Raw genomic sequence first — 21,519 nt, 5'->3', positions numbered from 1 at the left:
GGCGGGCACGCTCAACGGCGCCCGCCAGGGCCGTAGGTACGGATTTTTAACGGATTCGGGCCGCGATACAACCGTCAGCCGCGGTTTTCCGACAGCAGGCGTTCGGCAAAGGCCGCCATCGTCATGCTGCCCAGGTCTTCGCCCGAGCGGGTGCGGACCGCCACCGCGCCGGCCTCCTTCTCGCGCTCGCCCACCACCAGCAGGTAGGGGACACGCTGCAGGGTGTGCTCGCGGATCTTGTAGCCGACCTTCTCGTTGCGCAGGTCGGACTCGACCCTCAAACCCTTTGAATTCAGGAACTTGGCCACCTCCACAACGGCGTCGGCCTGGGCGTCGGTGATGTTCATCACCACCGCCTGGACCGGGGCCAGCCAGGCCGGGAACTGGCCGGCATGGTGCTCGATCAGGATGCCGATGAAGCGCTCCATGGAGCCCACGATCGCCCGGTGCAGCATCACCGGGTGCCTGCGCTGGCTGTGCTCGTCCACGTACTCGGCGCCCAGGCGCCCGGGCATCATGAAGTCCACCTGCATGGTGCCCAGCTGCCAAGTGCGGCCGATGGCGTCCTTGAGGTGGTACTCGATCTTGGGGCCGTAGAAGGCGCCCTCGCCCGGCAGCTCCTGCCACTCCACGCCGGAGGCGCGCAAGGCCGAACGCAGGGCGTCCTCGGCCTTGTCCCAGGTGGCGTCGTCGCCGAGGCGGTTGTCCGGGCGCAGCGCGATCTTGATCTGGATATCGTCGAAGCCGAAGTCGGCATAGACCTTCAGCGCCTGGGCGTGGAACGCGCGCACCTCGGACTCGATCTGCTCCTCGGTGCAGAACACGTGGCCGTCGTCCTGGGTGAAACCGCGCACGCGCAGGATGCCGTGCAGCGCGCCGGACGGCTCGTTGCGATGGCAGGACCCGAACTCGCCGTAGCGGATCGGCAGGTCGCGGTAGCTGTGCAGCCCCTGGTTGAAGATCTGCACGTGGCCCGGGCAGTTCATCGGCTTCACCGCGTAGGTCCGCTTCTCGGACTCGGTGAAGAACATGTTGTCCTGGTAGTTGTCCCAGTGGCCGGACTTCTTCCACAGGCTCACGTCCAGGATCTGCGGGCAGCGCACCTCGCCGTAGCCGGTCTCGCGGTACACGCGGCGCATGTACTGCTCGACCACCTGCCACACGCTCCAGCCCTTGGGGTGCCAGAACACCAGGCCCGGGGCCTCTTCCTGCAGGTGGAACAGGTCCTGCTGCTTGCCGATGCGGCGGTGGTCGCGCTTCTCGGCTTCCTCGATGCGCTGGATGTAGGCCTTGAGCTGCTTCTCGTCGGCCCAGGCGGTGCCGTAGATGCGCTGCAGCTGCTCGTTCTTCGAGTCGCCGCGCCAGTAGGCGCCGGAAATGCGGGTGAGCTTGAAGGCCTTGAGGAACTTCGTGTTCGGCACGTGCGGGCCGCGGCACATGTCCACGTATTCCTGGTGGTGGTACAGGCCCATGGCGGTGACCTCGGGGCCCATGTCCTCGATCAGGCGCAGCTTGTAGTCCTCGCCGCGGGCCTTGAAGACGCCGATGACCTCGTCGCGCGGGGTCATCTTCTTGACCACGTCGTAGTCCTGCGCGATCAGTTCCTTCATGCGCTGCTCGATCGCGGCCATGTCCTCGGGGGTGAACGGGCGCTCGGACCAGATGTCGTAGTAGAAGCCGTCCTCGATCACCGGCCCGATCACCATCTTCGCGTCCGGATACAGCTGCTTGACCGCATGGCCGACCAGGTGCGCGCAGGAGTGGCGGATGATCTCGACGCCCTCGGGATCCTTCGGCGTGAGGATCTGCAGGCTGGCGTCGTGGTCGATCAGGTCGCCGGCATCGACCTGGCGGCCGTCCACCTTGCCGGCCACGGTGGCCTTTGCCAGCCCGGGGCCGATCGACTGCGCGACCTCCATGACGGTGACGGGATGGTCGAACTCGCGGCGGCTGCCGTCGGGAAGGGTGATGGTGATCATCGGCGTGGCTTCGGGATGCGGGGTGGAAACGGCCACCGGCTGGGGCGGCGGGGCGCGGCCGCGCGGCGGCCACAAAAAAAGCGCCACGAGGGCGCCCTGCGGGTGACCTCGGCGGCGTTCAGCGCTGGGCGGTGGTAGTGCTCATGTCGCACGCTCGGCCGGCGTTTCCGCAGGCCACCCGTGGAAAGGTGGGAACCTGCTGATTCTAGCAGGAAAACGGGGTCGGCGGCAGCGCGGAGACGGGCGTGGCATCATCGGCGCATGAGCATCCGCGGCAGGCCGACCTCCCTCGACATCGCACATCTGGCCGGCGTCTCCCAGCCCACGGTGTCGCGGGCGCTGCGCGGCAGCCCGATGGTCAACGAGGAGACCCGCAAGCGGATCCTCGCGATCGCCGAGCAACTCAACTACAAGGTCGACAAGAACGCGTCGGGGCTGCGCCGCCAGCATGCCGGCACCCTGGCCCTGCTGCTGTTCGAGGACCCGACCGCCGACGAATCCCACATCAACCCCTTCTTCCTGCCGATGCTCGGTTCGATCACCCGCGCCTGCGCGCGGCACGGACAGGACCTGCTGATCTCGTTCCAGCAGTTGTCCGACGACTGGCATGCCGAATACGGGGACAGCCACAAGGCCGATGGCCTCATCCTGCTGGGCTACGGCGACTACCTGGCCTACCAGGGCAAGCTGGCCAAGCTGGTGGAACAGGGCACGCCGTTCGTGCGCTGGGGCGCGGTGATGCCGGACCAGCCCGGCCTGTCGATCGGCTGCGACAACATCGGCGGTGGGCGGCTGGCGGGTGAGCACCTGGCCTCGCTCGGGCACCGGCGCGTGGCCTTCCTCGGCGACGCGTCCAACCATTACCCGGAGTTCCTGGACCGTTTCGCCGGCTGCGACGCGGCCCTGCGCGAGGCCGGTGGGCCGGGCCTGGATCGCGCCCTGCAGGTCGATGCCGAAAGCGCCGAGGATTCCGGCTACGCCGCGGCCATGGCCCTGCTCGATCGCGGCCTGCCCTTCGATGCCGTGTTCGCGGCCAGCGACCTGATCGCGATCGGCGCGATGCACGCCTTCCGCGAGCGCGGCCTGCGCATCCCGGAGGACGTGGCGATCGTCGGCTTCGACGACATCCCGGCCGCGCGCATCGCCACGCCCGCCCTGACCACGGTGGTGCAGGACACCATCCGCGCCGGCGAGCTGCTGGTCGACGCGCTGATGCGGCTCATCAACGGCGAGACCCCCGACAGCACCCGCATGGCGACCTCGCTGGTGGTGCGCAAATCGGCGGGCGCGCCGTCCGCGTAAGGACGCGCGACCGCCGCAACCGTGTCGTCGCCGCCGCCGTCACCGCGCCATGCGGCGCGCCAGTTCGGCGAGCAGCGCGGGCGCATCCAGCGGCTCGTCGCGCAGCAGCACCCTCGCCCCGTGCGCCGGCACGCGCAGCGCGACGCGTTCGCCGATCCGGACCGACTCGCCGCCCATCCCGTCGCGCCACTGCCCCGGCTGCACCAGCTCGTCGAGCACGATCTCGCGCTCGGCGTCGCCCTTGTTCAGCAGCACCAGCGCGGTCTGGGCCACGCCATCGTGCTGGTAGACGCGGTAGAACGCGGCCTCGTCGCCGTCCAGCCGTAGGTTGAGCTGCAGCCCGCGTTGCAGCGCCGGGGACTCGCGGCGCAGCGTGGCGATGCGCTGCAGCGGCGCGAAGATCGGGCTCTGCGGCGCGGCATCCACGCCCGCCTGCCCGAAGTAGCTGCGGTTGCCGGCGTGTTCGGCGCGCCCGCGCATGAAGCCGGCCTCGGAACCGTAATAGAGCACCGGGATCCCGCGCGCGGTGAACAGCCAATTGTGCGCGTCGATGAAGCCTTCGTCGCTGGCGTCGATGCGCGGCATGTCGTGGTTGTCGTAGAAGGTCGCCAGGTCGTAGGGATTGGCGTAGGGGCCGCCTTCCAGGTACAGCGCCTCGCCCAGGCGCTCGAAGCCCGCCTGCCCGCTGCCGAACACCGCCACCATCGCGCTCTTCATCGGGAAATCGAGCACGCTGATGCCGCCGTTCTCCGCCAGCGTGAACGGCGCGATGTTCGCGGCCACGTCGTCGAACGCCTCGCCGAACATGTACATGCCCGGGTGTTCGGCGCGGACGCGGTCGGCGAACGTCTTCCAGAACGACAGCGGCTGGTGGCGGATGGTGTCGATGCGCAGCGCGTCCACGCCCTGCCCGATCCAGTGCAGGTAGGCGTCGACGAGGTAGTCCATCACTTCGGGATTGTCGGCATCGAGGTCGCTGAGCTGCGCCAGGTCCGGCCTGGTGTTGTAGAAGCGGTGCAGCGGATTGTTCACCGGATCCAGTTGCTCCGGCGGCAGGTTCCCGTGGTCGGCGACCAGTTGCCCGTCCGCATCGAAGAGCTGGCCGAACTGCGGCTGCGCCACCGGCATGGTGAAGGCCGGCGAACCGTGGTTGCCGACCACGTCGAGGATGGTCTTGAGGCCGGCCTCGCGCAGGCCGCGCGTCAGCCCGGCGAAATCGAGGTCGTCGCTGGGCAGGTGTTCGTCCAGCCGATGGAAGTTCACGCCCCAGTAGCCGTGGTAGCCGGTCTTGCCGCGGTCGGTGCCGAAGCCGGTGCAGGTGATCTCCTCGCCGCCGGTGAAGGCCTGGTCCGGGTTGTCGACGATCGGCGTGGTCCACACCGCGGTGAAGCCGAGGTCGCGGATGTAGCGCGCGTTGTCGAGCAGGCCGCGGAAATCGCCGCCGAGGTAGCCGACGTTGCCGGCCACGCCGTCGCACGGCGCCAGCGGGATGTCGAAGGTCGGGTGCGCGCCGCCCTGGTCGCGATGGTCGTTGGCCGGATCGCCGTTGACGAAGCGGTCGGTCAGCACGAAGTAGATCGCCTCGGAGGCGAACGGCTCCAGGGTGCCGTAGACCTCCGCGGGCGGCGGGTCGGCGGGCTTGCCCGAACAGGCCGCCAGGCACAGGGCCGCGGACAGGACCGCGAGGATTCGCTGCTGCATGCTCACTCCACTCCGGCGCGCACCGCGCGCGCTTTCGATTCGGTCCGGATCCACAGGCAGCAGGCGCCGGCGAGGATCATGCTGGCGCCGCCGATCGACAGCGCCCAGACCGGCTGCCCGCCGAACAGCGCGCGCAGCAGGAAGCCGAGCAGGCTGGCCGCGACGATCTGCGGGATCACGATGAAGAAATTGAAGATGCCCATGTACACGCCCATCTTCCCGGCGGGCAGGCTTTCGGACAGCATCACGTAGGGCAGCGACAGGATCGACGCCCAAGCGAAACCGACGCCCACCATCGACAGCAGCAGCCACTGCGGGTCGCGGACCACGGCGATCGACAGCAGCCCGATCCCGCCCAGCGCGAGGTTGGCCAGGTGGCTCCAGCGCGGACCGAACGCGCGCACCATCCACGGGATCGCGATCGCGGCCAGCGCGGCGAAGCCGTTGTACGCGGCGAACAGCACGCCGACCCAGTTGGCGCCCTCGTTGTACGCGGCCGACGTCGGATCGCTGCTGCCGAAGTGCACGCCGGCTACCGCCGCGGTGGTGTAGATCCACATCGCGAACAGCGCGAACCAGGAGAAGAACTGCACCACGGCCAGGCGACGCATGGTCGAGGGCATCGCGCGCATGTCGGAGACGATGGTCGGCAGCATGCCGCCGGGCGGGAGCGCCCGCGCCAGCAACAGCAGCAGGCCGTAGCCGGCGACCATGCCCGCCAGCACGTACAGCATCCGGTCCCAGCCGCGGGCAAGGATCAGCGCGGCCAGCGCCGCGCCCGCCAGCAGCCAGCCCAGCGCGACGCCGGCCGGCGCCTCGCCGCGCGCATGCGGCGCGTGCCCGGGCTCGGCATCGTCGAAGGACGCCAGCACCTGCGGCGGATACTCGCGGCTGCGCAGCACCGTCCAGCCGATCGCCGCGAACACCACCGCGCCGCCCAGGTAGAACGCGTAGCGCACCGTGTCCGGCACCTCGCCCGGCGCGGCGGTATTGGCCACGCCCCACTTCGCCAGCAGCCACGGCAGCAGGCTGGCGACCACCGAGCCGACGCCGATGAAGAAGCTCTGCATCGCGAATCCGGCCGGCCGCTGCCGCGGCGGCAGCTGGTCGCCGACGAAGGCGCGGAACGGCTCCATCGAGATGTTGATCGCCGCGTCCAGGATCCACAGCGTGCCGGCGGCGATCCACAGCGCCGGCGAGTTCGGCATCACGAACAGCGCCAGCGTGGTGACGATCGCGCCGGCGAGGAAGTACGGGCGCCTGCGCCCGAGCCGCGTCCAGGTGCGGTCGGAGAAATAGCCGACGATCGGCTGCACCAGCAGCCCGGTCAGCGGCGCGGCGATCCACAGCCCCGCCACCTGGTCGACTTCCGCGCCCAGCGTCTGGAAGATGCGGCTGACGTTCGCGTTCTGCAGCGCGAGGCCGAACTGGATTCCCAGGAATCCGAAGCACATGTTCCAGATCTGCCAGAACGACAGTTGCGGCTTTTCGGTCATCGACGGCGGTCCAGATTACGGAGCGCGCATTCTCCGCTGTTGTGGATCGCCGTGCCTTGCGGCGATGCAACATCGCGGCTGGACCGCAGGCGCTCCGCATTGACGCAAGAAACGGCAGGACGCCATGGCGTTTTCCGCGATTCGGCCCGCACGCACGCGTGTCGCGCCGGGAAGCGCTGCCTCGCGGGTGCATACGTATTCATGCCGCCGCGCGTCTTCCGGCAGGGGTCCGGCGCGAGTGCGCTGTGGAATAGTGTCGCCGCTCCGTGGGTGCCGCCGGCGCCCCGTAAAGGATAGGGATGCGATGACGGCTGAGCAGTGGTGGCGTGGCGCGGTGATCTACCAGATCTACCCCCGCAGCTTCATGGACACCGACGGCGATGGCGTGGGCGACCTGCCCGGCATCGTCGCGCGCCTGGATTACGTCGCCTCGCTCGGGGTGGACGCGATCTGGATCTCGCCGTTCTTCAAGTCGCCGATGGCCGACTTCGGCTACGACATCGCCGACTATCGCGACGTCGACCCGCTGTTCGGCACCCTCGACGACTTCGACCGCCTGCTGGCCAAGGCGCATGGGCTGGGCATCCGGGTGATGATCGACCAGGTGTTCAGCCACACCTCCGACCAGCACGACTGGTTCTGCGAAAGCCGCCTGAGCCGCGACAACCCGAAGGCCGACTGGTACGTGTGGGCCGATCCGAGCGAGGACGGCACCCCGCCCAACAACTGGATGTCGCTGTTCGGCGGCGTCGCCTGGCGCTGGGAGCCGCGCCGCGAGCAGTACTACCTGCACAACTTCCTGTCGTCCCAGCCGGACCTGAACTTCCACAACCCGGAGGTGCAGGCCGCGACGCTGGACAACGTGCGCTTCTGGCTCGACCGCGGCGTGGACGGCTTCCGCCTGGACGCGATCAACTTCTGCTTCCACGACCGGCAGCTGCGCGACAACCCGCCCAAGCCCAAGGACATGCGCACGGGCCGCGGCTTCAGCCCGGACAATCCCTACGCCTACCAGTACCACTACTACAACAACACGCAGCCGGAGAACCTGCCTTTCCTGGAATCGCTGCGGCAGCTGGTGGACCGGTATCCCGGCACCACCACGCTGGGAGAGATCTCGTCCGAGGACTCGCTGGCCACCACCGCCGAGTACGTCGACGAGCGCCGGCTGCACATGGGCTACAGCTTCGAGCTGCTCACCGACGATTTCAGCGCCGCGTACATCCGCGGTACCGTCGAGCGGCTGGAAGCGGCGATGACCGAAGGCTGGCCGTGCTGGGCGATCTCCAACCACGACGTGCAGCGCGCGGTCACCCGCTGGGGCGGCGCCAACCCCCCGCCGCAGCTGGCGCGGATGCTGGTCGCCCTGGTTTGTTCGCTGCGCGGCTCGGTCTGCATCTACCAGGGCGAGGAGCTGGGCCTGCCCGAGGCGGAGGTGCCGTTCGAGGCCCTGCGCGACCCCTACGGCAAGATGTTCTGGCCGAACTTCAAGGGCCGCGACGGCTGCCGCACCCCGATGCCCTGGAGCGACGGCGACCGCGGCGACTTCACCACCGGCACGCCCTGGCTGCCGATCCCGGAGTCGCACGGCGTGCGCAGCGTGACGGCGCAGGAACGCGATCCGGATTCCACGCTCAACGCAACCCGGCGCTTCCTCGCCTGGCGGCGGACGCAGCCGGCGATCGCCCGCGGCAGCATCCGGTTCCTCGACGTCCCCGAACCGGTGCTCGCCTTCGTGCGCGAGCACGAGGGCCGGCAGGTGCTGGCGGCATTCAACCTGTCCGCCGCTCCCGTTGCCATCGAGTTGTCCGCTGGCGCAGTGCAGCCGATCGACGGACACGGCCTGGACGGCGGCCGACTGCACGAGGGCCGCTTGCACCTGCCAGCCTATGGCGCGTGGTACGGCGGCGCCGAAGCCGCCGCCTCGACGGCCGCCGACCACCGCGAAGCGCTGCCGGCCCGCGCCTGAGCGTTCCGCCGGCAGGCCACCCGGCCCGCCGCCCGAGACCGAGGAGCCCGACAGCACGATGATCCGCCCTGCCCTGACGCCGTTCGCCGCGCTGGCCCTGCTGGGGATCGCGAATGCCGTACATGCGACGGCGCCCCTGCCTTCGCTTGCCGACTGCGACATGCCGGGCTTCGCGCGCACGCTCGTCGCGCAACCCGACACGCGGCGCATCGCCGCACGAGCCCACTGGCTGGACGCGCACACCCTCCGCTGGCCTGGCGAGCAGCTGCGGGCTGGCGAGCGTTTCCGGCTGTACCACGCCGCACGCGGTGGGCTGCAGGCCGGCCATGGCGCAACGGTGCAGGGCGCCGATACCGTCCTGACGCTGCAGCCGGCTTCCGGGCAGCTGCCTGCCCGGGTTGCGCAGCGCTTCGCCTTCGTCGGCGCGGGCGCGACCCTGGCCATCGACGATCACGATGCAGCGGCCGTGGGCGAGTTGCTGCGCGGCCAGCTGCTGCTGGTGCGCGAGGACGCGCAGGGCCGTGTGCTGGCGACCACGGCGCTGCAGCACGCCGGCGCGCTCGACGCGCTGTATGCGCAAGCCGCCGGGCACCAGGCACTTGGTGTCGAGCTGGACGGCGCCGACATCCGGCTGGCGCTGTGGGCGCCGACGGCCCATGCGGTGGCGGCCTGCCTGTACGACGGCCCGCGCGGCGCCGCTTCCGCGCTGGTTCCGGCGCGGCGCGACGCGGCCAGCGGCATCTGGTCGCACGACGGCGGCCGCGACCTTGCCGGCCGTTACTACACCTGGCTGGTGGACGTGTACGTGCCCGGCACCGGCCTGGTGCGCAACCGAGTCACGGATCCCTACTCGGTCGGCCTCTCGGCCGATTCGCGCCGCAGCTGGATCGCCGACCTCGATGATCCCGCGCTGAAGCCCGACGGCTGGGACGATTCGCGCGCGCCCGCGCTCGCCGCGCAGACCGACATGGCGATCTACGAACTGCACGTGCGGGACTTCTCGATCCACGACGCGACGGTGCCGGAAGCCGACCGCGGCCGCTACCTCGGCTTCACCCACCTGGAATCGGACGGAATGCGCCACCTGCGCGCGCTGTCCGAGGCCGGCATGACCGACGTGCACCTGCTGCCGGTGTTCGACATCGCCACCATTCCGGAAACCGGCTGCACCACGCCGCAGGTACCGGATGCCGCGCCGGACAGCCCGCTCCAGCAGGCCGCGGTGATGGCCCAGGCCGCCACTGACTGCTTCAACTGGGGCTACGATCCCTTCCACTTCAACGTGCCGGAAGGCAGCTACGCCAGCGATGCCGACCACGCGGCGGTGCGTATCCGCGAGTTCCGGCGCATGGTGATGGCGCTGCACGGCATCGGCCTGCGCGTGGGCATGGACGTGGTCTACAACCACACCTCCGCCTCCGGGCAGGACGGCAGGTCGGTGCTCGACCGCATCGTGCCGGGCTACTACCACCGCCTCGACGAGGCCGGCGCCGTCACCCGCTCCACCTGCTGCGAGAACACCGCCACCGAGCACGCGATGATGGCGCGGCTGATGATCGACTCGGCCGTACTGTGGGTGAAGCATTACGGCATCGATTCGTTCCGCTTCGACCTGATGGGCCACCAGCCGCGCGAGGCGATGGAGCGGCTGCAGCAGGCGGTCGACGCCGCCGCGGGGCGGCGCGTGCAGCTGATCGGCGAAGGCTGGAATTTCGGCGAGGTGGCCGACGGCGCCCGCTTTGTTCAGGCCTCGCAGGACTCGCTGGGCGGCTCGGGCATCGGCACGTTCAGCGACCGCGCGCGCGATGCGCTGCGCGGCGGCGGGCCGGCCGACAGCGGCACCACGCTGCTGCGCGAACAGGGCTGGCTCAACGGGCTCGTTTACGCGCCCAACGCGCATGCCGATCCCGCCCGCCCGCGCTCCGACCTGCTGCACGCGGCCGACCTGGCCCGCGTAGGCCTGGCTGGCACGCTGCGCGAGTACCGCATGACCGCAGCCGACGGGCGCGTGAAGCGCCTGGACGAGATCGACTACAAGGGCCAGCCCGCAGGCTACGCCAGCGCGCCGGGCGAAGTGGTCAACTACGTGGAGAACCACGACAACCAGACGCTGTTCGACATCAACGTGTTCAAGCTGCCGCGCGACACCACGGCAGAGGATCGCGCGCGCGTGCAGGTGCTGGGCATGGCGCACACCGCACTGAGCCAGGGCGTCGCCTACTTCCACGCGGGGCTGGAGACGCTGCGCTCGAAGTCGCTGGATCGCAACAGCTACGACTCCGGAGACTGGTTCAACCGCTTCGACTGGACCTTGCGCGACAACTTCTTCGGCACCGGGCTGCCGCCCGAGCGCGACAACGGCGCCGACTGGCCGCTGATGCGGCTGCTGCTGGCGGACTCCTCGATCAAGCCGCAGCCGCGGGACATCGTCTTCGCCCGCGACGCCCTGCTCGATCTGGTGCGCATCCGCGCCAGCACTTCGCTGCTGCGCCTGCGCGATGCGGGGGACATCCAGCGCCGGCTCCGCTTCCCCAATACCGGCCCCGGGCAGAATCCGCTGGTGCTGGTCGGCCACCTCGACGGCCGCGGCCTGGCGGACGCGCGGTTCGACGAACTGCTCTACTTCATCAACGCCAGCAGCGATGCGCAGACCCTCGACCTGCCCGAACTGCACGGGCGCCGCTACGTGCTGCATCCGGTCCACCTGTCGGCGCAGGCGGCGGACACGCGCCCGCGCGAGTCGGCCCGGCACGATCCCGCGCAGGGGCGCTTCGTCGTCCCGGCGCGGACGGCCCTGGTGTATGTCACGGAGTAAGCGTCCTGCGCCGCACGCTGCGTTCGGGCGCCGCCGCAGTGCTGCCGTTGCCGGCCCTGGCGCACGCAGCGGCGCTGCGTTGGCTTCGTCCACCGGCGCACTACAGGCGGCGGGACGGAAAGACGGCAGCTGTGCCGCACCGGCTCCGCCTTGCAATCTGACCAGCTGGTGCCGCTACGCCTGCAGACGCTTGTTTTTCCGCATGAATACGTATGCAGGGCGGCCCGGCTGCTGTGCGCCGCGCCTACCATTCCCTCATGCGGGCTCGCATACCGTCGGCATATTCGCCGGCGTCTTACCGTAGAAACAGCATTCCTTCGGGAGGGGACAATGTTGAAACCGGAACGCACCCTGTTGAGCGTCGCGCTCGCAGCCGCCATCGCGTTGACTGCAACCCACGCGCATGCCCAGACGGCGGCGACGCAGGATCCGCAGGAAGCCAACGAGATGATGGAACTGGACACCGTCGTCGTGACCGGCATCCGCCGCGGCATCGAAGACGCGATTTCCACCAAGCGCGAAGCGACTTCGATCGTCGAGGCCATCTCGGCCGAAGACATCGGCAAGCTGCCGGACGTCAGCATCGGCGAATCGATCTCGCGGCTGCCTGGCGTCTCCGCCCAGCGTGTCGCCGGGCGTGCACAGGTGATCAGCGTCCGCGGCCTGTCGCCGGACTTCTCCACGACGCTGCTCAACGGCCGTGAAATGGTGAGCACGGGCGACAACCGCAGCGTCGAGTTCGACCAGTACCCGTCCGAACTGGTCAGCGGCGTGACCATTTACAAGACCCCCGACGCCGGGCTCATCGGCCAGGGCCTGTCGGGCACTCTGGACATGCAGACGGCGCGTCCGCTGAACTTCTCGGACACCGTCGTGGCGGTCAGTGGCCGCTACCAGGAATCCTCGCTGGGCTCGGCCGCCAACATCGGCGACGACGGCGGCCGTTTCAACGCCAGCTATATCGACCAGTTCGCCGATGGCACCATCGGCCTGTCGATCGGATGGTCGCACTCGAACACGCCCATCCATGAAAACCAGGTGGGCCTGTACGAGCCGTGGCAGGCGGTCGGCGACAACTGGCGTCCGGGCATTCCCGCCGGCACCTATTACTCCGATGGCATCAAGGCGCTGCGCCGCACGGGCGAGCTCGAGCGCGACGGCGTGATGGCGACGCTGCAGTACCGCCCCTCGAACGCCTGGACCAGCACCCTCGACCTGTTCTACTCCAAGGCCGAGCAGGTCGACACCGCGAACCAGTTCGAAGTCCATATCGGCGACTTCAACGGCGGTTTCGATCGACTCGACGTCACCGATCCGCGCTTCAACGACAACGGGACGTTCACCGGCGGCACCGCCAACAACGTGTACCCGCTGGTTCGCGGCATGTACAACAGCCGCGAGGACAAGATCGAGGCCGCCGGCTGGAACAATGACTTCAGCGTGGGTTCGGCGCGCATCGTCGCCGACGTCAGCTGGTCCCGGACCACGCGCGACGAACTGAGCCTCGAGAACAACCTCCAGCTGATGCCCCAGCCGCAACTCGACAGCGTCGAGCTGGACCTGCGCAACGACGGCTTTTCGCAGCTGACGCCGGGCCGTGACTACTCCAATCCCGACACGCTGTTCCTGACCGGTACCATCTACGGCTCGGGCTACGGCAAGACCCCGCGCGTCGAGGACGAACTGACGGCGTTCAAGCTCGCCGCATCGCTGCCGTTCGATGGATTCATCTCCGACCTCGATCTGGGCCTGAACTACGCGGACCGCTCGAAGAGCAAGCGACAGCCGGAAGGCAACATCAATCTCGGCGCGCAGGGCGACACCACCATCGCCGGCGACCTGCAGTACGGGCTGGTGGATCTCGGTTTCGCCGGCGTGGGCTACATCCCATCCTGGAATGTCCCGGGCGCCGTCGCGCGCTACATGACCTTCAATCCGGTCGAAGATCTCGACTATCTGATTCCGAAGGCCTGGACGGTCGACGAGCAGATCAGCACCGCGTTCGCCAAGGCGAACCTCGACACGACGTGGGGCAGCGTCGGCGTGCGCGGCAACTTCGGCGTCCAGATCCAGCACGCGGACCAGTCCTCCAGCGCGAACTACTGGGACGGCTCGCAGCCGGTGGGCAGCCAGGTGATCCCGATCACCAAGGGCAAGACCTACACGGACATCCTGCCCAGCCTGAACCTGGCATTCCTGTTCGAGAACGAGAGCACCCTGCGTGTCGCATTGGCCCGCCAGGTGGCGCGGCCGCGCGTCGACCAGATGCGCGCGTCGATGGAATTCGGGGTCGACACCGCGACCGGCATCCCCGGAGCCGGCGGCGGCAACCCCGAACTCGATCCGTGGCGTGCGAACGCGTTCGACATTTCCTACGAGAAGTACTTCGGCAACCGGGCGTATGTGGCCGCGGCGTATTTCTACAAGGACCTGCGCAGCTACATCTACACCCAGACGCGCGACGGCTACGATTTCACCGACCAGGTCGCGTCCTGGCTCGAAGCCAATGGCGACACCTTGCCGCCCGGGACCGTGATCCAGAACACAGGCCGCTATTCGGCGCCGTTCAACGGCTCCGGCGGCAAGCTGCAGGGCCTGGAACTGTCGGCATCGCTGCCGCTCGACCTGGTGTTCGGCGACGCCATGCGCGGTTTCGGCGTGATCGCCAGCGCCAGTTTCAACGACAGCGACATCACCATCCTCGCGCCGGAGAACCAGAGCAGCGTCGGTAGCGATCCGATCACCCTGCCGGGCCTGTCCGATCGCGTCTACAACCTCACTGCGTACTTCGAGCGCAACGGATTCGAAGCGCGCGTGAGCCAGCGCCGCCGCTCGGACTTCATCGGCGAGATCGGCAACTTCTCCGGCGAGCGCACCCTGCGTTACGTGGTGGGCGAGAGCATCACCGACGCGCAGGTGAGCTACAGCTTCGGCACCGAGAGCGCACTGGCCGGCATGACCCTGCTGCTGCAGGCGAGCAACCTGACCGACGAGTCCTACAGGACCTATTCGGGCACCGAAGATCGCCCGCTCGAGCGCATCGAGTGGGGCCGGACCTACCTCCTCGGCGTGAATTACCGGTTCTGATTCCCTCCCACCGGGTACGCCATCCACCCGCCGGACTCCTCCTCCGGCGGGCTTTTTTTGATGCGCAGGCCGGTTTCAGGCCCGCCCGTCGTACAGGCACGCTGTCGCCTTTGCCAAGCACCAGGCGCAAGGCAGTCCCCAGCGCCGTCAGCGGCGCTTCGATCACGGCGAGTACTGGCCGGGCCATCCGGCGCATACGCCGCAATCCGCAACCTTGAGCGCCGCCGTCGCGCAGCCATGAGCGACGGGCGCGACGGGTCGGCGCGAATGCCGCGCCCCCTGGCCAGACGCTGTCGCCGGGACCACGCATGACCTCCAGGCACAAAAAAACCGCCTGCCGGCGGTTCTCTGCCCAAAACCCACAGCCCCCAGGCTGTCTGTTTTGGTGGGCGGTACAGGGTTCGAACCTGTGACCCCTACCATGTCAACGCGAAGCTGCACCCTACGCACTCAGTAGGTTGGCGCTGCAGGCCGCATAAAGCCGTCCCGTTGCATCCGGACGCATCCGCCGATATCGTCAGTTTTGCACTTACACGCGCACTTACGGACGGTGGCACCATGAAAGCGAAGCTCACGCCCCGCACGGTGGAGGCGGCCAAGCCCCTGGCCAAGCCCTACGAGATCCACGATACCGATCTCCGTGGTCTGCTGCTGCGCGTGCAGCCCTCGGGCGTGAAGTCGTACATCGTCACCTGGAGCCGCGGCAAGCGCCGCACGCTTGGCCGCCACCCGGTGATGACCGTCGCACGCGCACGCAATGCCGCCTTGGCCGCGCTGTCGGAGTCGGCAGAGCACGGCGCCCCGCTCGCCGTCATCGAGGCGGCCAAGCCGAGGCCGGTCACTCTTGGCGCCTTCATCGCGGAGCACTACGCGCCGTGGGCCAAGGCGAACCAGAAGGCCGGCCAAGAGACCATCGACGCCATCCGGGCGGTGTTCGGCAGCCTCTTCGATCGCGAGCTGGCCAGCCTCTCGGCGTTCGACTTCGAACGCATCAAGGCCGCGCGGCTCAAGGCCGGCATCAAGCCGGCCACAGTCAACCGCGATCTGTCGCGCGTGCGCGGCGCCCTCTCCCGCGCCGTGGATTGGGGGATGCTCGCCAGCCACCCGCTCCGCACCGTCAAGCAGGCGAAGGGGGCCGACGACAGCCGCGTCCGCTATCTCAGCCAGGATGAGGAGGCCGCTCTGCGCGCGGCGCTGGCAGAGCGCGAGACAGTGCGCCGCCGGCAACGCGAGTCGGGCAACCGCTGGCTCGAGGAGCGCGGCGCCGCTCCGCGGCCCGTCTGGCCAGCGGTTGGCTTCACGGATCACCTGCTGCCGATGACGATCCTCGCGCTGAACACGGGCATGCGTCGCGGCGAACTGCTCGGGCTCACCTGGGCGGACGTCAACCTGCAGGCCTGTACGCTCAAGATCGCGGCCGGCAACGCGAAGTCGCGCAAGGCGCGGCACCTGCCGCTGAACGCCGAAGCGCTTGACGTGCTGCAGCGCTGGCGCGCGCAGCGGGCCGGCACTGGCCTGGTGTTCCCTTCTGCGGGCGGCGGGCGTCTGGGCAGCATCAAGCGCGCCTGGGAGACGCTGTGCGAATCAGCGGAGATCCGCGACTTCCGCTTCCACGACCTCCGGCACACGTTTGCCAGCCGGCTGGTGATGGCAGACGTTGACCTCAACACGGTGCGCGAACTGCTCGGGCACGCGGATATCCGAATGACCCTGCGCTATGCGCACCTGGCGCCTGAGAAGCTCGCGGATGCTGTCGCGAAAATAGGGCGCCGCTAGCGAGACCGCTTGCGGCGTGCGGTCTTGGCGGGGGTTCCACGGGAATCAGGCACAGCGTCTACCAGTGCTTCCGCCCGCCGCGCCTCATGTTCCTCGATCATCCTGATCACCTCAAGGTTCGCACCGGTGAGGCGTGCGATTTGCTCTGCCATTGAGCGAACCTTGAGGCTCAACTCATGCTCACCCGCCTCCCCTATCGTCGCGCCGGCGAACGACTCCTGCAGGCGGTGGACTATCTCCGCGTTCAGCGAGCGCGCGGACTGGCGCGCGGCCGCCTCCAGCCTTTCCCGGAGTTCTAGGGGCATCCGAAGTCCGAAGGGGTTGATCTCTCTGCTCATCTGCGAAGTCTAGCTACACCGTGTGTTGACATCCATGGATTCACGGTGTAACTATGGCTTCACCGTGTAGCTATACAACGGGACACGACGGGACGACAGGACAGAGGAGAACAACATGGTCACAGCCAAATTGGCTTATCCGATCGACGAAGCTTTCCAGCTGATCAGCGTTTCCCGGACCAAGGGATACCAGCTGATCGCCGACGGCACCCTCAAGACCTATAGAGCCGGCAAGCGCCGCCTGTGCAGCCACGCTGCCCTGGTCGCCTGCCAGAAGGCCATGGAGAAGGCCGCGGACGGGAGGAAGGCCGCATGAACGCCGCCGCCCACATTCCGACGGCGAGGGACGTGCTGACCCAGGCTCGCCGGTGCGCCGGCCTGATCGACGTCCTGCGCGCCGAGATCGAGCAGGAGATCGGCCCACGTGAGGCAGAGCTGATCGGGCTGGCCGACGACTTGGCCGCACGCCTCTACCGAGTGTTCTGGGCAACCCCTGGCGGCGGAGAGCCCTCCTTCACCGGCGAGGCCGTCCTCAAGCTCTCCGGCCTCGCCGGAAGGCTGCGCGCCACGACTTACGCCATGCACGAGATGGCCGTTCGAAGTGCGCAGCCAGGGGAGGCGCTGCACGACGACCCGGACGGCCTGCTCGGGTGGATGCAGTGCGTCGCCGACGATCTCGCGAGCGAGATCGTGGCGGGCATTGAGCAGGCGATCGAGGGCAACGAACCCCCGCGCCCCCGGGTGGAGGTTGGCGCGCGCAACAGCGGCGCGGCAGCGTCGCAGGTGGCGCGACTGGTCGGGTCAAGCATGGACCGGCATGGGTCCTCCCTGGCGGCGGCCTGACGCGGGTAATTCGGACCGCGTTTGCGGGGTAGTCAGCAGCCTTCATCGTTACTGAAATCTGGAGGGGCCATGGCCCGCACCATCAATCACGCTGGGATCATCGACCAGTTCTTCGGCGCGCTCGTCGGCGGCCGGCTTCAGGGCGTCCGGCCGCAAGCCGCGCTCGCGGTAGACGTCCACCGCCTCTATCTCGCCTGGGCCCAGCGGGAGGACCTGCCGGCGACGCCGTCCGCGGCATCCTTCTGTCGCTACATCAGCGATCGCTACGGCATCAAGTGCGCGCGCAAGCGCTATGCGGAAGGCGCCTTCATCGTCGGCCCCCGCTCCGTTCTCTACCTGGCCGGGCCGGTGCACTCGGGCTATGGCCAGGAGCCGGACAACCTCGGCCGGCAGATCGCGGACTTCCGCCACCAAGCCGAACTGTATGCCGGCCCGCTCGAGTCGGTGCGCGAACACGCCGCACCGGTGCCGGCACGGGTGCGCTAACCGGTGCGCGCACAAACCGCCATTTTCTGCGGCAGTGCAGCCTGTGCGGGGACTTTCGCCTCACACGTGGGCGCGTGCGCAGGCGCGCATGCGCGCCCGCCTGGGCGCGTGCGGGCGCGGGCTTCGTGCCCGCACAGCCGCACAACCGCGCAACCACGCCAGTTGTGCGTGCACCGGTGGGCGCACTCGTCCCCGCACCGTGCCAGTGCCCGCACAGCGGCGACTCGCGACGCGCGCGCACCTTCCTTCCCCACTTTCGAAAGAAAAATGGAGGGAGGCCGGGCACCCGAGTGCCGCACGCAAGACCTGCAACGCGACCTTGGCGTTGCAGCGACGCCAGCTGCAACGGCAAGAATGGCGCAGCTGCGCGGCTGCAACGCGTGCAACGGCAAATTCCGCCTCACGCGTGGGCGCGGGCGCGCAGGCATGCGCGCATACGCGCGGGCGTGCGCGCGCACACGGGCGGCACGCGTTGCAGGCGTTGCACGCGTTGCAGCGGCGCCGCGCCGCGCCTGGCGCCAGATCGTACGCGTTGCACCAGGCGTTGCACCGGACCGCGCTGCCGTCGCACGCGCGATTTCCTGTCTCCCCTTCTGGAAAAGAAAGATGACGAGCCCTCTGAAGCCTGCCCGCCGTCGCCTGCCCACCCCTCGGCATCTGCTCTGCGCGCTGCTGCGCGTCTGGGGGCGCGAATCCGCGGCGCCTGCTCCTCCATCACCCGGGGGCGGGGGTGACACTGATTCCCGTGAAACGCTTCTGCTGCGGCGCACGGCGCGCTGGCCAGACGCCGACTTGGCCGGGCTGGAGGTGCGCTGATGGGCAACGCGCGCATCACAGCCAAGCTGCCGGCCCTGCCCGCGCCGGAGTTCTTCGCACGCGCTGAGCATTCGATCATCACCCGCGACGGCGCGGCGATCCTCACCTTCGATCCGAGTACGCGCTCGGGCTTCATCTACCAGGTCGCGACAGGGGCCTGGCTGATCAGCTCGCCGGTCAGCTTCGGGGAATTCGCGCTGCTGGTGGTGGGCTCGGGCTACGCGGTCGACGACAGCGAGGACGCCCGCCGCTGGCTACGCGCGTGCGGCGCTGAAGGCGGCAGCATCCCGCCGCACCCTCCTGGTGGCCGCCGGCACTGATGGAGACGTTCCAGGACAAACTGGAGCGCCTTGAGATTGCTACCCGGATGGGTGCCTTGCCGGAGGGCCTCGGGGAATGGGCGTGCGCTGCGTTGAAGGAGCTAGCGCGAATTCGGGAACAGCGCGACTCGCTCCCTGTTGCCGTCGCCAAGGCTCTTCGGAACGACCGCATCACGGCCGCAGCGATGCTGCTGGCAGAGCCCTCACCCTACCGCAGCGCGGCGCTGCTGCACGCCCACGCGGCCCAGGTTGCGCGCCAGTGGACGCGCCTCGGTGCGTACGACCTGGGCGCCGACTCTCCCCTCGCCCACCTGCATGCCGCGAACGGCTGGTATGAACTCCCAAGCGAACGGACCTATCTGCGGCTGCTGACAAAACAGGGCTAGTTTTGTCAGCGGCAGCCTCCCGATGATGGGGGCATGCCCAGACAATCCTTCTCCCCGGTCAAACTCCCGCCGCTCTCCCCCCAGCTGCGTGAGCAGCTTGAGAAGCTCCGCCCGCAGGCGCGCCACCCGGCCGACACTGGCTCGATGGAGGTGCGCGCAGACGCCGACGGCGGGAACGTCGAACTGTTGATCTATGGGGCAATCGGCGCGAGCTTCTGGGGAGAAGAGTCGGTTCTGGCGCGGGATGTGATCGCTTCGCTCCAGGGCCTGAAGCCCCGCACGATCAACGTCCGAATCAACTCCTACGGCGGAATTTGCCACGACGGCGCGGCGATCTACAACGAGCTTCGTCGGCAAGCATCGGCTGGCGCCCGCATCATCGTCGCCATCGATGGCGTCGCATGCTCCATGGCTTCAATGATCGCAATGGCTGGTGACGAAGTCAGTATGCCGCCTGCCGCCCTGATGATGCTCCATGCGCCTTTGGGAGTGCTGTACTTCGAGGGCAACGCAGCGCAGCTCGAGGAGTCGGCAGCCGAGTTACGCGACACGCTTCTCGCCTGGGGTCGCGCCCTCGCCACCGCCTATGCCCGCAAGACCGGCCGGCCCATCGACGAATTCGAGGCCATGTGGGCGAGCGGCAAGGACTATTGGTACACCGCCGATGAAGCGCTCGGATTTGGCCTCTGCGACCGGATCTCCGATGACGCATCCGAAGCCGCAGGCACAGGCCAAAAAGCCACAGCTCTCCGCGACTTTCTGGTGGCAATTGCGCCCGAGCGCGGCGACCACATTCGCGCGGCTTTCCGCCCGCACCACCAGAGCGGCGACCGCCGCGGAGAAAAACACATGCCTCAGAACCAGAATCAGGGACGCGCCGAGATCATCGCGGCCGAACGCGAGCGCGTCGCCGAGATCCGTGGGCGCGCCACGCCCTTCTTCGGTCGCTTGGACGGGGTCGGGGAGCGCATCCGCGCCCTGGCCGACCGTGCGATCGAGGATGGGTCGTCGGCCGATGCCTTTGGCCAACGCCTCCTCGCTGTGCTTGCGGAGGGCGTCGAACCGATCGGCAACCGTTTCGAACCTGATGGCGCGCCGCTGGAGCGCGGCGGCCGCGGCAGCGCTTTCATCCGGGCGGCCAGCGACGTGCTGGCCATGCGGGGCGGCATCCAGATCGACGAGCCGCACGCGGGCGTGCGCGACGTGCGCGCCATGTCGGTCTCCGAGATCGCGCGCAGCTGCCTGAGCCGCGACCAGCGCGACCGCGGCCTGTCTGGGGCCGCAGCGATCCGTGCCGCGCTCTCCACCAGCGACTTCCCGGCCATCCTGGGAGATACCATCCAGAAGGCGCTGCGCCGCGGCTATGAGCAGGAACCCGGCACGCATTCGGCCTGGGTGCGCCGCAGCTTCGTTCCGGATTTCAAGGAACTGAGCCGCGTCATCCTCGGTGCGATGCCGGATCTTCTGCCGGTGCTCGAGGGCGGCGAATACAAGCACGGCGCGGTCGACGAGGACAAGTCGGTCCCGTTCAAGGTGGAGAAGTTCGGCCGCATCATCGAAGTGACCTGGGAGATGCTGGTCAACGACGACCTCGGCGCGCTGACGCGCATTCCGCAGGGGCTCGGCCAGGCTGCGCGGCGCAAGGAAGCGGACCTGGTGTACAGCCTGTTCGACGGCAGCGGCCAGACCATGCAGGACGGCAACGTCCTCTTCCATGCCAGCCACAACAACCTGGCCAGCAGCTCCACGGCGCTGGACGAGTCCGCGCTGGCCAAGGGCCGCCTGCTGCTGCGCAAGCAGACGTCGGTGGGCGGCGGTGCGCTCAACCTCACGCCGAAGTTCCTCCTGGTCCCGCCGGAAATGGAAAGCGCCGCGGAGAAGGTGCTCGCCGCCAGCTCGATCCACGTTTCTGCCGGGCTGGAGAACGCCACGCCGGAGTGGATCCGTCGCCTGCAGCTGATCGTGGAAAGCCGCCTGCCGTCTACGGCCGCTTACCTGCTCGCCGACAACAACCAGATCGACACCGTCGAACTGGCGACGCTGGAGGACGAAGCGCCGACGATCGGCAAGCCGATCGGGCCGCACGTGTCTGAAGAAGATGGCTTCGACAACGACACCAAGAAGTTCAAGGTCCGCCTGACCGCCGGCGCCCGCTTCCTGGATTGGCGCGGCGTGGTGAAGCTGCCGATCGGCAGCTGATTTCCG

The 21,519-nt window shown here is 68.6% G+C and carries 15 protein-coding genes; 11 read left to right on the top strand and 4 right to left on the bottom strand.

Annotation, left to right across the window (positions count from 1 at the left end):
- Window positions 1-74: 74 nt before the first annotated feature.
- Window positions 75-1,979 carry a threonine--tRNA ligase gene (gene thrS / locus ACFQ2D_RS08440; protein WP_280942361.1) on the bottom strand — a complete coding sequence of 635 codons (1,905 nt, stop codon included), beginning with the start codon at window positions 1,977-1,979 and terminating at the stop codon, window positions 75-77.
- A 261-nt stretch (window positions 1,980-2,240) separates the two neighbouring features.
- Here thrS and ACFQ2D_RS08435 point away from each other — a divergent pair, with 261 nt between their 5' ends.
- Window positions 2,241-3,281, top strand: a complete 1,041-nt coding sequence (locus tag ACFQ2D_RS08435; RefSeq protein ID WP_280942362.1) for a LacI family DNA-binding transcriptional regulator — start codon at window positions 2,241-2,243, stop codon at window positions 3,279-3,281.
- A 39-nt stretch (window positions 3,282-3,320) separates the two neighbouring features.
- Here the strand turns inward: ACFQ2D_RS08435 and ACFQ2D_RS08430 are convergent, their stop codons facing one another.
- Together ACFQ2D_RS08430 and ACFQ2D_RS08425 are read right to left on the bottom strand one after the other, a co-directional pair.
- Window positions 3,321-4,982 (bottom strand): alpha-amylase family glycosyl hydrolase, encoded by a 1,662-nt coding sequence (locus tag ACFQ2D_RS08430; protein ID WP_280942363.1) that lies wholly within the window; start codon window positions 4,980-4,982, stop codon window positions 3,321-3,323.
- A 2-nt stretch (window positions 4,983-4,984) separates the two neighbouring features.
- Window positions 4,985-6,478 carry an MFS transporter gene (locus ACFQ2D_RS08425; protein ID WP_280942364.1) on the bottom strand — a complete coding sequence of 498 codons (1,494 nt, stop codon included), beginning with the start codon at window positions 6,476-6,478 and terminating at the stop codon, window positions 4,985-4,987.
- 304 nt (window positions 6,479-6,782) lie between these two features.
- Between ACFQ2D_RS08425 and ACFQ2D_RS08420 the strand changes: the two genes are divergently transcribed.
- From ACFQ2D_RS08420 to ACFQ2D_RS08405, 4 genes are all read left to right on the top strand, one after another.
- The gene (locus tag ACFQ2D_RS08420; RefSeq protein WP_280942365.1) at window positions 6,783-8,447 is read left to right on the top strand and encodes an alpha-glucosidase family protein; all 1,665 of its coding nucleotides are present in this window, start codon (window positions 6,783-6,785) and stop codon (window positions 8,445-8,447) included.
- A gap of 58 nt (window positions 8,448-8,505) precedes the next feature.
- Window positions 8,506-11,262, top strand: a complete 2,757-nt coding sequence (locus ACFQ2D_RS08415) for an alpha-1,6-glucosidase domain-containing protein (RefSeq protein ID WP_280942366.1) — start codon at window positions 8,506-8,508, stop codon at window positions 11,260-11,262.
- 330 nt (window positions 11,263-11,592) lie between these two features.
- Window positions 11,593-14,349, top strand: a complete 2,757-nt coding sequence (locus ACFQ2D_RS08410) for a TonB-dependent receptor (protein ID WP_280942367.1) — start codon at window positions 11,593-11,595, stop codon at window positions 14,347-14,349.
- A 558-nt stretch (window positions 14,350-14,907) separates the two neighbouring features.
- On the top strand, window positions 14,908-16,125 hold the full coding sequence (locus tag ACFQ2D_RS08405) for a tyrosine-type recombinase/integrase (RefSeq protein WP_386795595.1): 1,218 nt from the start codon (window positions 14,908-14,910) through the stop codon (window positions 16,123-16,125).
- On the opposite strand, the gene ACFQ2D_RS08400 is transcribed toward ACFQ2D_RS08405, so the two are convergent.
- Window positions 16,122-16,463, bottom strand: a complete 342-nt coding sequence (locus ACFQ2D_RS08400) for an Arc family DNA-binding protein (protein WP_386795594.1) — start codon at window positions 16,461-16,463, stop codon at window positions 16,122-16,124. The two genes, ACFQ2D_RS08405 and ACFQ2D_RS08400, sit on opposite strands and share 4 nt — an antisense overlap.
- Window positions 16,464-16,578: 115 nt before the next feature.
- On the opposite strand from ACFQ2D_RS08400, the gene ACFQ2D_RS08395 reads away from it, so the two are divergent.
- From ACFQ2D_RS08395 to ACFQ2D_RS08370, 6 genes are all read left to right on the top strand, one after another.
- On the top strand, window positions 16,579-16,779 hold the full coding sequence (locus tag ACFQ2D_RS08395) for a hypothetical protein (protein ID WP_386795593.1): 201 nt from the start codon (window positions 16,579-16,581) through the stop codon (window positions 16,777-16,779).
- The gene (locus ACFQ2D_RS08390) at window positions 16,776-17,306 is read left to right on the top strand and encodes a hypothetical protein (protein WP_386795592.1); all 531 of its coding nucleotides are present in this window, start codon (window positions 16,776-16,778) and stop codon (window positions 17,304-17,306) included. Before ACFQ2D_RS08395 ends, ACFQ2D_RS08390 begins: the two co-directional genes overlap by 4 nt.
- A gap of 69 nt (window positions 17,307-17,375) precedes the next feature.
- On the top strand, window positions 17,376-17,792 hold the full coding sequence (locus ACFQ2D_RS08385) for a hypothetical protein (protein ID WP_386795591.1): 417 nt from the start codon (window positions 17,376-17,378) through the stop codon (window positions 17,790-17,792).
- Between the two features lie 815 nt (window positions 17,793-18,607).
- Entirely contained in the window at window positions 18,608-18,928 is a 321-nt protein-coding gene (locus ACFQ2D_RS08380; protein ID WP_386795590.1) for a hypothetical protein, read from the top strand.
- Entirely contained in the window at window positions 18,928-19,314 is a 387-nt protein-coding gene (locus ACFQ2D_RS08375) for a hypothetical protein (protein WP_386795589.1), read from the top strand. Before ACFQ2D_RS08380 ends, ACFQ2D_RS08375 begins: the two co-directional genes overlap by 1 nt.
- A gap of 33 nt (window positions 19,315-19,347) precedes the next feature.
- Window positions 19,348-21,513, top strand: coding sequence for a head maturation protease, ClpP-related (locus ACFQ2D_RS08370; protein WP_386795588.1), 2,166 nt, complete (start codon window positions 19,348-19,350; stop codon window positions 21,511-21,513).
- Window positions 21,514-21,519: the final 6 nt, after the last annotated feature.

This window comes from Luteimonas composti (assembly GCF_042678665.1).
GTDB lineage: Bacteria > Pseudomonadota > Gammaproteobacteria > Xanthomonadales > Xanthomonadaceae > Luteimonas > Luteimonas composti.
The sequence above is the reverse complement of the archived record's forward strand: the minus strand, read 5'-3'. Positions and strand labels throughout refer to the sequence as shown.